This window comes from Streptococcus mitis (genome assembly GCF_965111725.1).
Taxonomy (GTDB): domain Bacteria; phylum Bacillota; class Bacilli; order Lactobacillales; family Streptococcaceae; genus Streptococcus; species Streptococcus mitis_DV.
In genome coordinates this window covers 571,580-585,598 of the sequence record NZ_OZ217341.1, presented here as the reverse complement: position 1 = coordinate 585,598, position 14,019 = coordinate 571,580, and the positions used below count along the sequence as shown (strand labels likewise).

The following is a 14,019-nucleotide window of genomic DNA, read 5'->3' as shown; positions in this document are numbered from 1 at the left end:
TAGCCTTTCTAGTAAGAGCTAAGACAACTAGCCGTTGGTCCGTTTGACAGAGTAAACTTCTGGCACACTCTTAATCTTGTCCACGACCGTAGTCAGCGTCGAGAGGTTAGCAATGCCAAAGGATACATGGATATTAGCAAATTTCATATCCTTGGTTGGTTGGGCGTTGACTGTCGAGATATTCTTAGTTGTGTTTGAGAGAACTTGCAGTACATCGTTCAACAGTCCTGTACGGTTGAGACCGTAGATGTCGATATGGGCCATATACTCCTTATTTGAGCTAGAGTACTGGTCTTCCCATTCCACATCAAGGAGACGTTGCTCGTAGTTTTCTTGAGCACGCAGGTTCATACAGTCCACACGGTGAATAGCCACACCACGACCCTTGGTAATGTAACCGACAATATCGTCACCAGGAACAGGATTACAACACTTGGCAATCCGCACTAGGAGGCCTGAGGCACCTTCAATGACCACTCCACCCTCATGCTTGACCTTGAGGGTTTCTTTATTTTCAACCTTGACCTCGCCACCTTTAACAAGTTCTTCTGCTTCAGCCTTGGCCTTGGCACGTTCTTCCTCACGGCGTTCCTTTTCAGTCAGACGATTAAAGACAGTAATAGCACCGATTTCGCCAAAACCAATGGCCGCAAAGAGGGAGTCTTCTGTCTTGTAGCTGGTCTTTTGCAGGACTTGGTCCATATGACGCTTGTCCATAAATTTATTGGCCACATAGCCATTTTCTTGGAACTGGGCCATCAACATCTCACGACCCTTGTTAACAGACAATTCCTTATCTTGATTTTTAAAGAATTGGCGAATCTTGTTACGCGCCTTGCTGGTCTTGACCATATTGAGCCAGTCACGGCTCGGTCCAAAGGAGTTAGGGTTGGTGACAATTTCAACCTGATCCCCTGTCTTGAGCTTGGTTGTCAGTGGAACCATGCGACCATTGACCTTGGCACCAGTTGCTTTTTCACCGACCTTGGTATGGATTTCGTAGGCAAAATCAATCGGTCCTGAATCTTTTGGAAGGGAACGGACAGCACCATCTGGAGTAAAAACGTAAATCTCCTCTGCCAGATAGTTTTCCTTAACTGAATCCACAAATTCCTTGGCATCATCAGCCTGATCTTGGAGCTCCATCATCTCCTTGATCCAGTTCATCCCAATAGTCGATTCCTTGCTGTTGACCTGTCCCTTAATGCCTTTCTTATAAGCCCAGTGAGCCGCAACCCCGTACTCAGCCACCTCGTGCATGGCTTTAGTTCGAATCTGGAATTCAATCGGCCCTTTTGGCCCATAAACTGTCGTATGGATAGACTGGTAACCATTGGCCTTGCGGTTAGCGATATAGTCTTTGAAACGACCAGGCATGGGTTTCCAAAGCTCATGCACATAACCAAGCATGGCATAAACATCACTTTGGGTATCCAAAATACAACGAATGGCAATCAGGTCATAGATTTCCTCAAACCGTTTTCTCTTGTCCTGCATTTTGCGGAAAATCGAGTAAATATGCTTGGGACGACCGTAAATTTTCCCTTTTAGGTGACGATCTGTCGTATATTCCTCTAATTTTGTGACCACTTCATCCACCAAGGCCTCACGCTCTCTGCGCTTTTCCTTCATCATATGGGTAATCTTGTAAAACTCTGTCGGATTGAGATAACGGAAAGATAGGTCTTCCAATTCCCATTTGACGCTAGAAATCCCCAAACGGTGGGCAAGTGGGGCATAAATTTCCATGGTTTCTTTGGAAATACGCTCTTGCTTGTCTTTTCTAAGGTGTTTTAGCGTCCGCATATTGTGCAAGCGGTCAGACAGTTTGACCAAGATAACACGGATGTCCTCAGACATGGCCATGAGCATCTTGCGGTGGTTTTCAGCCAACTGCTCCTCGTGAGACTTGTACTTGACCTTACCGAGCTTGGTAACTCCATCGACAATCACGCGCACATCTGGACCAAACTCTCTTTCCAAATCGTCCAAGGTCGCATCTGTATCCTCCACCACATCATGCAAGAAACCACAAGCTACTGTTACAGCATCCAGCTTGAGCTTGGCTAAAATACCTGCCACTTGGATAGGGTGAATAATGTAAGGTTCGCCAGATTTGCGATACTGGCCACTGTGGCATTCCACCGCATAGACCAAGGCCTTATGGACAAAATGAACATCCTCTTCCGTTAAATATTCTTTGGTTAAAGCGACAACTTCTTCGCCTGTTAAATTCACTTCTTTTGGCATCTCTACTCTCCAATTCTTCCTACCATTTTATCACTTTTTTAAGAATATGAAAACTAGATTGGAACAGAATAAGAAAAAAATAATCCAGAATTGCTTGATAATTCTGAATTATTAGTCTATAATATATTGCGAAGTTAGATTTTAAACTTAGGTGATAGAAGGAGAGATAGAAGAACGGAAACCATATTGTAACCGAAAGACTTTCTGACTTCCCCAATTCCATTGAAGATACGAAAGATAAACGGTGGAACTCGTGTCACATACACTGGTACCTTGATTGGATTTTGGAATTAAAAATCCTCAAGATACTTTCTTTTATCCTTTAGTTTATAAGGAGAACACCTATGAAAAAAACTGCTATTTCTATCTTTGCTCTCCTAGTGTTAGGAGTTAGCTGCCTGTTTCTATTCAGCCAGCAAAGCTATAAAAAAACAATCGTTCAATACTATTCTAACGACCAGAACCTGCCCAATAGGATAACTTATAGTGAATATAGCGACAAACGAGAAGCCAACTACGGTGGCACTCTAAACATCACATCTATCAAACAAGCTAATGACGGAGTTTATGCAACCTATGAAGGGCAATTGACACCTCTCCAATAGTGATAAATTGATAACCAGCCTGTCTTCATCTAGTCATGCTGGTTTTTAAGTTCATTCTAAATCCTTACCTATTTCCCCCAACTGTGCTATACTTAATTTAGTACATTCTTTGAGATTGGAGCTAATATGAAAATCCATAAAACCGTGAATCCTGTTGCCTATGAAAACACCTACTACCTAGAAGGTGAAAAGCACCTTATCGTGGTAGATCCTGGTAGCCATTGGGAAGCCATTCGTCAGACAATAGAGAACCTCAACAAACCGATCTGTGCCATTCTATTGACCCACGCCCATTATGACCATATCATGAGTCTGGACTTGGTTCGCGAGACTTTTGACAATCCTCCGGTCTATATCGCAGAGAGTGAAGCCAGCTGGCTCTATACTCCCGTCGATAATCTCTCTGGTCTCCCTCGTCACGATGATATGGCAGATGTGGTCGCAAAACCTGCAGAACACACCTTTAGCTTTCATGAAGAATATCAACTAGAGGAATTTCATTTCACTGTCTTGCCAACACCAGGACATTCTATCGGTGGTGTTTCCCTAGTCTTTCCTGATGCTCACCTAGTCTTGACAGGTGATGCTCTTTTCCGTGAAACAATCGGACGGACCGACCTTCCCACTGGTAGCATGGAGCAACTCCTCCATAGTATCCAGACCCAACTCTTCACCCTACCAAACTACGACGTCTATCCAGGGCATGGTCCAGCTACTACTATCGCTCACGAAAAAACTTTCAATCCTTTTTTCTAACAAGATGGTGACAATGACTATCACATTTTAAGTAAACTATCCAGCAAATCTTTCCATTGCAAAAGGCATCCAGTCAAGGTTTTCACACCTGATTGGATGCCTTTTTCTGATGACTAGGTTCTTTGCCTTACCAAATAATGACGCGGTCTTCTGGTGAACGCCACATACCGTCTCCTTCTTTGACATCATAGGTTGTAAAGAAATCATCGAAGTTTGGCACTTGCACATTGACACGGAGTTTGGCTGGCGCGTGCACATCGACGCTAGCCAAAAGTTTCATAAATTCTGGGCGACCTTTCATGCGCCAGATACGACCGAAGTTGTAGAAGAATTCTTCTGCTGAGAAGTCTGGTTCTCTTTTAGCTGCTTCAAGCGCTGCAGCGATTCCTCCCAAGTCAGCCACGTTTTCTGACACAGTCAATTTACCGTTGATAGTTGCACCATAAGAATTCTGTCCATCAAATTGGTCAATGACTTTTTGTGTTTTCTCCTTGAAGGCAGCATAGTCACTCTCAGTCCACCAATCTTTGAGACTACCATTTTCATCAAAGGAAGCTCCGTTGGTATCAAAGGCGTGAGAAATTTCATGGGCAATAACCGCCCCGATACCCCCGTAGTTAGCAGAAGATGACTGATGCAAGTCATAGAAAGGTGCCTGTAAAATAGCTGCTGGAAAGACAATCAGATTCTTCTGTGGATTGTAGTAGGCATTGACCATATGAGCAGGCATGCCCCACTCCTTATAGTCTACAGGCTGGTTCCACTTACTCCAACTGTGCTTGATTTCCACACGCGCAAAGGCTAGAGCATTGTCAAAAAGGCTAGCATTTTCATCGACCACCTTGTCCTTATAGCGTTCTGGTAATTCTTCTGGGTAACCGATATAAGGCTTGATGACATTGAGTTTGACGATAGCCTTATCACGAGTTTCTGGAGTCAGCCAGTCATTCTTAGCCAAACGCTCCTTATAAACATCAATCATAGTTGCCACTTTTTTCTCTACGTCAGCCTTAGCTTCTGGAGAGAATTTTTCATGGGCATACCAGAGACCCAAGGCTTGTTTGAATGGGCCTTGTGCTAGCTGGTAGGCTGCCTTGACCTTGTCTTTGGCTTCTGGAACACCTGAAAGCGCACGGCTATAGGCACCTGACAAGACACGGATTTCTTCTGTTAAATAGCTGGTTGAAAGATTCACAACACTTAAAATTAAGGTTGCCTTGAGGAGAGGCCAAGCTTCTTCACTATAGAATTGATCTGCTGCTTGCCAGAAGCGTTCCTCGTCTACAATAACCTTGTCTGGTACTTGTCCAAGAACGGCTTGGAAGAAGTCATCTAAAGGTAGGGCAGGCGCAAATTTCTTGAAATCTTCATAAGCATATGGATGGTAGAGTTTAGCATATTCTGAACTTTCTTCATTAGAAAGCACCACTGCTGCAACTCGGCGATCCAATTCTAATCTTTTCTCAAGCAAGTCTTCAATTTCTGCATCAGAAAAATCATAAGCTTTGAGGAGATTTGCGCTACTTTCTTTCCAAAGAGTCAAGAGCTCTTCTCGCTGAGGATGGTCTTCTGCATAGTAGGTCGTATCTGGCAGAATCGTGCTTGGAGCGCTAGCCCATAAAACATTGATTCTGGCATCCATAAAGTCTGGTGAGACACCAAAAGGAAGGAAGTTAGGTTTACCAGCAAGCTCAAACTCTGCTAGTCTAGCTGTAAAATCCGCAAAAGTCTCCAATTCTTGGAATTCTTTAAGAAGTGGTAAGACAGGTGTGATACCGTCAGCTTCTCTCTTGTCAAAATCACGAACTAGGCGGTGGTATTTGACAAAGTTTGCCAAGATAGCATCCTCAGGCACCTCTTCACCTGCCAACCACTTGTCTGTTGTCGCCAACATCAAGTCTTCAATTTCCTGGTCTAAATCAACAAAACCTCCCGTTTGAGACTTATCTGCTGGAATTTCAGCTGTCTGTTGCCATTCCCCATTGATAGCATCATAAAAATCATCTTGATAACGTGTCATCTTGTTCTCGCTTTCATTTGTACTTGTTTTTAGCTTAACAAAAATTACCTAGGAATGCAATTAAAAATGAACGGATGTTTCCTATTGTTTTTCAGTTATTATTTTAATTTTTTCAAAAATTAACTTGACTTAATTTTTTTTTTAATGTATATTAAGAGACAGGAGGAATATAAGTTTATGATACGTATCGAAAACCTCAGTGTCTCCTACAAAGAAACGTTGGCACTTAAGGATATTTCACTGGTGCTCCAAGGACCAACGATTACCGGAATCATTGGTCCGAACGGCGCTGGAAAATCAACATTATTAAAAGGGATGCTGGGAATTATCCCACATCAAGGTCAGGCATTTCTCGATAACAAGGAAGTTAAAAAATCCTTACACCGAATTGCCTATGTCGAACAAAAAATCAATATCGACTACAACTTTCCCATCAAGGTCAAGGAATGCGTCTCGTTAGGACTCTTTCCCTCTATCCCTCTCTTTCGAAGTTTAAATGCTAAACATTGGAAAAAAGTAGAGGAAGCCCTTGAAATCGTCGGCCTAGCTGACTACGCTGAACGTCAAATCAGTCAACTGTCTGGAGGTCAATTCCAGCGGGTCTTGATTGCCAGATGTTTGGTGCAGGAAGCCGATTATATCCTCTTGGATGAACCCTTTGTTGGGATTGACTCTGTCAGTGAGGAAATCATCATGAATACGCTGAGAGATTTGAAAAAAGCTGGTAAGACGGTTCTCATCGTTCACCACGACCTCAGCAAGGTTTCCCACTACTTCGATCAAGTCTTACTTGTCAATCGAGAAGTGATTGCCTTTGGTCCAACCAAAGAAACCTTTACCGAAGCCAATCTCAAAGAAGCTTACGGTAATCGACTCTTTTTCAATGGAGGTGACCTATGATTGCAGAATTTATCGATGGATTGCAAAAATTCCATTTCCTACAAAATGCCTTGATAACAGCTATTGTCGTCGGGGTCGTAGCTGGAGCTGTGGGATGTTTCATCATTCTACGTGGGATGTCACTCATGGGAGATGCTATTTCACATGCTGTCTTACCAGGTGTAGCCCTCTCCTTCATCTTAGGCGTTGACTTCTTTATCGGAGCCATTGTCTTTGGATTGCTAGCTGCTATCATCATTACCTACATCAAGGGGAACTCGATTATCAAAAGCGATACCGCCATCGGCATTACCTTTTCTTCTTTCTTAGCCCTCGGTATCATCTTGATTAGTGTCGCTAAAAGTTCAACTGACCTTTTCCATATCCTTTTTGGTAATATTCTAGCCGTCCAAGATACGGATATGTTTATCACTATGGGCGTAGGGGCGGTCATTCTCTTGTTAATCTGGATTTTCTTCAAGCAACTCTTGATAACTTCCTTTGATGAACTTCTGGCTAAAGCCATGGGAATGCCTGTCAATTTCTATCACTACCTCCTCATGATACTCCTGACTCTCGTGTCTGTGACAGCCATGCAAAGTGTTGGAACTATCCTGATTGTAGCCATGCTGATTACCCCAGCTGCAACTGCTTATCTGTATGCTAATAGCCTGAAAAGTATGATTTTCCTTTCCTCAACCTTTGGAGCTACAGCTTCAGTTTTGGGACTCTTTATTGGCTATAGTTTAAACTTAGCAGCTGGTTCTAGCATCGTACTTACAGCTGCTAGCTTCTTCTTAATCAGTTTCTTTATCTCTCCTAAACAACGATATTTGAAACTGAAAAATAAACATTTGTTAAAATAAGGGGCAAAACCCCAATAAATTGGAGGATCTAATGAAAAAATTAGGTACATTACTCGTTCTCTTTCTTTCCGTTATTGCTCTTGTAGCATGTGCTAGCGGAAAAAAAGATGCAGCTTCTGGTCAAAAACTAAAAGTTGTTGCTACAAACTCAATCATCGCTGATATTACTAAAAATATTGCTGGTGACAAGATTGATCTTCACAGTATCGTTCCGATTGGACAAGACCCACACGAATACGAACCACTCCCTGAAGATGTTAAGAAAACTTCTGAGGCTGACCTCATTTTCTATAACGGTATCAACCTTGAAACAGGTGGCAATGCTTGGTTTAGCAAATTGGTAGAAAATGCTAAGAAAACTGAAAACAAAGACTACTTTGCAGTCAGCGAAGGCGTTGATGTTATCTACCTTGAAGGAAAAAATGAAAAAGGTAAAGAAGACCCACACGCTTGGCTTAACCTTGAAAATGGAATTATCTTTGCTAAAAATATCGCTAAACAATTGAGCGCCAAAGACCCTAACAACAAGGAATTCTATGAAAAAAATCTCAAAGAATATACTGATAAGTTAGACAAACTTGATAAAGAAAGTAAGGATAAATTTAATAACATCCCTGCTGAAAAGAAACTCATTGTAACCAGCGAAGGAGCATTCAAATACTTCTCTAAAGCCTATGGTGTCCCAAGTGCTTACATCTGGGAAATCAATACTGAAGAAGAAGGAACACCTGAACAAATCAAGACCTTGGTTGAAAAACTTCGCCAAACAAAAGTTCCTTCACTCTTTGTAGAATCAAGTGTGGATGACCGTCCAATGAAGACTGTTTCACAAGACACAAACATCCCAATCTACGCACAAATCTTTACTGACTCTATCGCAGAACAAGGTAAAGAAGGCGACAGCTACTACAACATGATGAAATACAACCTTGACAAGATTGCTGAAGGATTGGCAAAATAAACCTCTGAAAAACGTCATTCTCACATGAGCTGGCGTTTTTTCTATGCCCATATTTCCGGTCAAATCATTGGAAAATTCCGGCTGTTTCAGCTAAAATGGAAGAAAAAAGATTGGAGTATCCTATGGTAACTTTTCTCGGAAATCCTGTGAGCTTTACAGGTAAACAACTACAAGTCGGCGACAAGGCGCTTGATTTTTCTCTCACTACAACAGACCTTTCTAAAAAATCTCTGGCTGATTTTGATGGAAAGAAAAAAGTCTTGAGTGTCGTGCCTTCTATCGATACAGGTATCTGCTCAACTCAAACGCGTCGCTTTAATGAAGAACTGGCTGGACTGGACAACACGGTCGTATTGACTGTTTCTATGGACCTACCATTTGCCCAAAAACGTTGGTGTGGTGCTGAAGGTATTGAAAACGCCATCATGCTCTCAGACTATTTCGACCATTCCTTTGGACGTGATTATGCTCTCTTAATCAATGAGTGGCACCTATTGGCACGCGCGGTCTTTGTCCTCGATACTGACAATACGATTCGCTACGTTGAATACGTGGACAATATCAACTCTGAACCAAACTTCGAAGCCGCAATTGCAGCTACTAAAGCCCTATAGAAAAAATCCTCTGTCACAAAGAGTTCCCTACTCTTTGAAACGGAGGATTTTTGTTATTCTTTAATTATTGTTTATTTTGAAATGAATCCTTCAAAATCTTTTAGTTGAAAATTATATTTTTCAGTGAGTAACACATTATCCACTGCAATATCTTCTCCCAATGGGTAAATATTTCTTTTGAAATGGTTGTAGGAGGAAAATCTCTCCTACACTATTATTGATTCTGAGAGAAAATTGCAAAATATCATCTACCAAACTTTCAATTATTAAGATTTTTGCAGTTTATCTGAATTAGAATCGCAAGGCTTCTCAATGATATAATTGTCGAATTTTTTCATTCTAACTTCCTCTCCACTATTTCTTCCTTTATCAAGAAAAAGTTACCTCAATATTGATAAAGTACAATTCTAAATTAACTCCAATTATTGATTCATGATAATATTTCAGTAACTCATCGTACAATTAAAAACAAGGATTTTTATTTCAGGCGATCCATCGCGAACACTTCATCAGCCATCTCCCAAATTGCTGGATTATGTGTTGCGATAATGATTAGCCTATTATCATCTCGAAGAGATAGCAAAATCTCCATAATCAACTGAGAGGTTGCTGGGTCTATTGAAGCTGTTGGCTCATCTGCCAGAATAAAGGGTGGATTCTTTAAGATAATTTTTGCCAAGGCAACCCGTTGCGATTCTCCGCCCGATAACTCAAAGATGCGCTTATCTAGGTCAAGATAAGCCAGGCCGACCTGTTCTAAAGCCTGCTTCTGCCTCAACCGCTGTTCCGACCGACTCAACTTTTGACCAATGAGACCTAGCTTAAGGTTTTCTTCAATACTTTGGTTTTCAATTAAGCCAAAGTTCTGGAAGAGGTAGCCCAATTCGTGACGGAAAAAATCACTCGATTTATAATTGGCCAAGTCTTTACCTCGGTAAAAAATCGTCCCATCATAAGATTCTAATTTTCCAATCATGTTCATCAAGGTTGTTTTTCCGCTACCACTTGAACCAATTAAGGCATAGACTTTTCCAGCCTCAAATGTCATTGAAAGATTCGAAAATAACTCTCGTTCTCCAAAAGATTTACTCACCTGTTTAAGTTCAATCATATTAACCTCCCTTCAAAACAAGCATGGACATCTTGTTTTCTTTCTGCATTTGGACATGTAACTGTAAAAGAGATAGACCAGTAAAGAGTAACAAGACTAAGAAAGCAACTAGTATCTCTACCTGAAGAAATACACTCGCAACAAATCCCAGTAAAAACACACCCAGTTGAGCAAAGAGATAAGTGCGATGGATTTCTAAGAACCTGAGACCTGCAATGCGTTTGATAAAAATGGCACGTCTAAATTCTTCAAAGTAGAGCCTATTCATAGTGTTAAACAACAAGATTGAAGTTGCAATCCCAAGCACAGCTCCTGCTAGCATTACCCAACGTTCCCTCTGGATATTATCCAATAATGTGATGTAGTTGTGGTAACCTGTTTGCATTTCTGAGACCCAATTTTCAATGCCTTGTCTCTGGATAAGCTCCTGGGCATCAGACAATTGATTAAAGAGAACGTAGTTCTGTACTGCGTCTACCCAAAACAAAACGGACTGTGGACCAGTTGATTGGGGTGTTATAACAATGATGATTGGATCTTTCAAAAACTGCTGGTAAGAAATAGGGGTCGTATTATACACAAAACGATCCTGACCTGATTCCAAATAACCTACCGTAGCAGTCATTTGCTGTCGTTCATCTTGACTAGACATGCGACTGGTTAAGTCGTCTTCAAAAACAGATTTATAATGTTCTTCCTCTGAACGGAGGTGTTCAGGCAGCAATAAGACAAACTCCCCTACATCAAGGTGATTCATCTTTTGCTCAATAGTTGTATCTACAGGAATGTTTTGACGCTCCAAGTATTGCGGTGTGACGATAAGGACATTGCCATTCGGGTTGTAATCGTGCCATTCTGTAGAGGTTATAAAGTTTTTGGAGGAAGCCATGCCATTTTGCAAAGTACGGTCAATTAACTGGTGTCTAGATAAGAAAGCCTTTTGTTCTGAAACAGCCAGATCCATCAATTGATACCAAGTTCTGAATTTCCTTTGAGCTTGTTCATCAAAACCAGGACTCGTTCCTTCACGGCTGAATGATAGGGTAATCAGTTGCCTTTCCTGGCTCCAAGTCTCTTGTCCAATCCGATGCTGTTGCCAGGCTTGGGAATACTTTAAGCTACTCCCTATTCCCAGCGTTACAATAATAATCGCTAATAGTTGACCGATTAAAATCAAACTAATGATTCCTCTGACAGGCACTTGCCCTTTTATAATCTGCATCAGGTGTATCTTTTTTATCCCAACTGCGAAGAGTTGAGCGAAAAACAGGGAGATCGACAACAAGATGAGATTATAACAGAGCAAGCCTGCTCCTATGGTCATTAGGGATTGCGTTGGAAGCGACAGAATTTTTTGCATAAGAATGGCGAGCACGCCAGCTAAACTGAAACCAACAGCTATCCCTTTCAAATCCTCACCAACTGGTCTAAGGAAAATGGACCACCGTTTCTCTCCTGAAATGAGGCGAATGCCCGACGAACGTAATTGGCTAATTTGACTAATTAAAGTCAGTGCTCCAAAGGTTAAGATGAAAATCAATAGACTGATTAACTGAAATCCGTTACTAAAGATAGCCATTAACGTAGATAGTTTAGATGGAATTGTCAGGTGCATGTTAGTCAAGCCAAGTTGACTTAGCTCCTCCCTTAGCAAGTGAATATCTAGGTTTCCATCGAATACAAAATAGTTTGTTTCAACACTACTACTTTGAGCATCTTCTAGATTTTTTTCCTGTAGCCCATCAGGCAACTTTCCGTTCCCAAAGGTCGTATAAGAAAACACTGGAGTACCTTCTGAGTTAGGATCCTGGTGTTGAATCGCAATAAAGCTATCCGTTTCTTCTGCTAGTTTTTCCAAGCGTGTAGCAACATGCTGAAAAGTTGTTTCAGGGGAAGAATCATGTACAACAACGTTGGGGTAATAATGGGAGACATATGTATCAGTCCAAATGGTAAATACCCAAACAAAGAACAAACTAGCAAGCAGGTTGGATATGAGTATAAATAATTTTTTCATAGTGCATTCCTTATTCTAAAACAGAGGGCAGAAATACCCCTGCCCTCTATAAACTAACAAGCTTACTAAACTATTGATAAAAGAATCTTCTTCAATTATTCTTTACCATCCCGCATCAAATGTAATTCGCTCCCCCAAATTTGTATTAACAAACGCATAGGCCGCACTATGTGCTCCTGCATAAACTGTTTTTTGATTGTCACGTTCATTACTTCCAACATAGGCCCAGTGATACTGTGAACCATGATAATAATTCGAAAATGCTCCCCAATTATATGGATCATGATGGCCTCCATAGGTCCACTCGCCACCACGGTGAGAAACTGCCAAAACAGGAAGAGCCAAACTAAATGCCAAAACGGCAAGGGATGATGCAACTACTTTTCTAAATTTTAACATATTATTACTCCTCTAAATGAAATATTATGAAAATGAGCGAAATGCAACTACATATTTTAATTAGAAATCTCAGTCTGAATTATAGTATCCTATTTTTTCCTCCTTTCTAACTGCACGTTCCTTTCTACAGGCAGAGACCTAATTTTATAAACCAATCTTAAATACTTTAGATTTTGTAACTCATAATTTTCAACAGTTGGTTAGCTATGAAAGCATTTTATCAAACATCTCCATTCTTATATCTATCTGGTATTGTTACAAGCTCTCATCAGAATACCTTTCTCTAAATAGTTGAATTTTAAAGTAATACGAAATCAATCAGCCTTCCCAACATCAAGACCATTGGACTTCTTTTGTGATTGCACTCGAATCTCCAATTGTTTATTCTTCTGAATAAACTGTTGGTAAGGAATTGTATTACTAAACATAAAAACACCTAGCAATGCAAATGTAACTAATTTTTTAATTCCACGTTTTTTTCTCATGCAATGAAACCCCTTTCTTTTTCCTTGTTTTTATTCTAACAGATATATTTTATTTAGTCAAGTATTTTTATGTAATTTTTAACTTTTTTTTTTGTTTATTATCATAAAGAATTATTTATTCCTTTAACTTGCTATTTTGAACTAAAAACTTTATAATGAAATTAAGCAAATAGGAAGGTTTATTATCTTTAATGAATACACTCGCAGAGAAATTCAGATTGAAAAGAAAAGAGTTGAGACTCTCCCAACAAACTCTTGCAGAAGGAATTTGTGAACAAAGTCAGATTAGTAAAATTGAGAGAGGGCATTTCATTCCCTCCGCAGACCTTTTGTTCAAACTCTCACAACGACTTGAAGTACCATTAGATTATTTTTTTAATGAACAAATTGAAATTAAATCTAACCTCTCTAATTTCAAGCAATTATCTGCTCGACTATTAGATGACAGAAATTATGACAATTTGGAATATATTTATAGAATAGAGATTGAACGAAGTACTTTTCTAACACTGGAAGACCGAACTTACCTTGAATGGATTAAAGCTATTATTGACTTCTATCAATATGACAGTAAGTGTGAGGCAATTTCTTCATTGGAAGATATATTATTAAAAGTAGCCTCAACTACTCTGATTTACTTAAAAGTATTAAACACACTGTCTAACTTCTATTCCCTTGTTGGTCGTGAAGAAGATTATGAGGCAAACTACTCTCATTTGATGGAGTTATATCAGACAAAAAATTTTGAGCATCAAGAGTTTTTATTTGGCTACATCAGAGTTCGTTACAACTACGCTCACTACCTAGTGTCAAAGGAAAAATATAACGAAGCCATCCAAGAAGCTCTTGAGACGATTGAACTCTGTAAACAAAGACAGACAAGCTACCAACTGGCTCCTCTACTTATTCTTGTAGGAAATGCTGGAGCCAAATTTTTAGACAGAGAACAAGTCAAAAATTATTATATAGAAGCAAGAGAGCTATGCAAGATTTATAACAATCCTTTAATGTTGATGAAGATAGAAAATTATTTGAAGGAATTAGATATTGTTTAGT

Annotated in this window: 13 protein-coding genes and 1 pseudogene; 7 read left to right on the top strand and 7 right to left on the bottom strand. The window is 40.1% G+C overall.

What is annotated here, in order from left to right; translation table 11 throughout:
- Positions 1–27: 27 nt before the first annotated feature.
- On the bottom strand, positions 28–2,250 hold the full coding sequence (locus ACLV7Q_RS02990; RefSeq protein WP_218756946.1) for a RelA/SpoT family protein: 2,223 nt from the start codon (positions 2,248–2,250) through the stop codon (positions 28–30).
- A gap of 344 nt (positions 2,251–2,594) precedes the next feature.
- On the opposite strand from ACLV7Q_RS02990, the gene ACLV7Q_RS02985 reads away from it, so the two are divergent.
- Entirely contained in the window at positions 2,595–2,855 is a 261-nt protein-coding gene (locus ACLV7Q_RS02985) for a hypothetical protein (protein ID WP_218756947.1), read from the top strand.
- Positions 2,856–2,981: 126 nt separating this feature from the next.
- On the top strand, positions 2,982–3,611 hold the full coding sequence (locus ACLV7Q_RS02980; RefSeq protein WP_218756948.1) for an MBL fold metallo-hydrolase: 630 nt from the start codon (positions 2,982–2,984) through the stop codon (positions 3,609–3,611).
- A gap of 127 nt (positions 3,612–3,738) precedes the next feature.
- Here ACLV7Q_RS02980 and pepO read toward each other — a convergent pair whose 3' ends face one another.
- A complete protein-coding gene (gene pepO / locus ACLV7Q_RS02975; protein WP_218756949.1) occupies positions 3,739–5,631 on the bottom strand; it encodes an endopeptidase PepO in 1,893 nt (630 codons plus the stop codon).
- Positions 5,632–5,808: 177 nt separating this feature from the next.
- Between pepO and ACLV7Q_RS02970 the strand changes: the two genes are divergently transcribed.
- The 4 genes from ACLV7Q_RS02970 to tpx all read left to right on the top strand — a co-directional run bounded on the left by ACLV7Q_RS02970 (position 5,809) and on the right by tpx (position 8,951).
- Positions 5,809–6,531 (top strand): metal ABC transporter ATP-binding protein, encoded by a 723-nt coding sequence (locus ACLV7Q_RS02970; protein ID WP_218756950.1) that lies wholly within the window; start codon positions 5,809–5,811, stop codon positions 6,529–6,531.
- Positions 6,528–7,376: a metal ABC transporter permease gene (locus tag ACLV7Q_RS02965; RefSeq protein ID WP_000559791.1), complete on the top strand. Its 849-nt coding sequence runs from the start codon at positions 6,528–6,530 to the stop codon at positions 7,374–7,376. Before ACLV7Q_RS02970 ends, ACLV7Q_RS02965 begins: the two co-directional genes overlap by 4 nt.
- 31 nt (positions 7,377–7,407) lie before the next feature.
- Positions 7,408–8,337 (top strand): metal ABC transporter substrate-binding lipoprotein/adhesin PsaA, encoded by a 930-nt coding sequence (gene psaA, locus ACLV7Q_RS02960; RefSeq protein ID WP_000733069.1) that lies wholly within the window; start codon positions 7,408–7,410, stop codon positions 8,335–8,337.
- A gap of 122 nt (positions 8,338–8,459) precedes the next feature.
- Complete coding sequence (gene tpx, locus ACLV7Q_RS02955; RefSeq protein WP_023946176.1) at positions 8,460–8,951, top strand: thiol peroxidase; 492 nt, start codon at positions 8,460–8,462, stop codon at positions 8,949–8,951.
- Positions 8,952–9,131: 180 nt separating this feature from the next.
- Here the strand turns inward: tpx and ACLV7Q_RS02950 are convergent.
- The 5 genes and pseudogenes from ACLV7Q_RS02950 to ACLV7Q_RS02930 form a co-directional block, all read right to left on the bottom strand.
- Positions 9,132–9,289, bottom strand: a pseudogene (locus ACLV7Q_RS02950) (competence protein ComA); the annotation flags it as partial.
- A gap of 140 nt (positions 9,290–9,429) precedes the next feature.
- Positions 9,430–10,062, bottom strand: a complete 633-nt coding sequence (locus tag ACLV7Q_RS02945) for an ABC transporter ATP-binding protein (protein ID WP_050074369.1) — start codon at positions 10,060–10,062, stop codon at positions 9,430–9,432.
- 1 nt (position 10,063) lies between these two features.
- Positions 10,064–12,079 carry a DUF1430 domain-containing protein gene (locus ACLV7Q_RS02940; protein WP_218756951.1) on the bottom strand — a complete coding sequence of 672 codons (2,016 nt, stop codon included), beginning with the start codon at positions 12,077–12,079 and terminating at the stop codon, positions 10,064–10,066.
- Between the two features lie 102 nt (positions 12,080–12,181).
- Positions 12,182–12,478, bottom strand: coding sequence for a lactococcin 972 family bacteriocin (locus ACLV7Q_RS02935; RefSeq protein WP_000911560.1), 297 nt, complete (start codon positions 12,476–12,478; stop codon positions 12,182–12,184).
- Positions 12,479–12,792: 314 nt separating this feature from the next.
- The gene (locus tag ACLV7Q_RS02930) at positions 12,793–12,963 is read right to left on the bottom strand and encodes a PhrA family quorum-sensing system peptide (RefSeq protein WP_001227862.1); all 171 of its coding nucleotides are present in this window, start codon (positions 12,961–12,963) and stop codon (positions 12,793–12,795) included.
- A gap of 191 nt (positions 12,964–13,154) precedes the next feature.
- Between ACLV7Q_RS02930 and ACLV7Q_RS02925 the strand changes: the two genes are divergently transcribed.
- Positions 13,155–14,018, top strand: coding sequence for a helix-turn-helix domain-containing protein (locus ACLV7Q_RS02925; protein ID WP_218756952.1), 864 nt, complete (start codon positions 13,155–13,157; stop codon positions 14,016–14,018).
- Position 14,019: the final 1 nt, after the last annotated feature.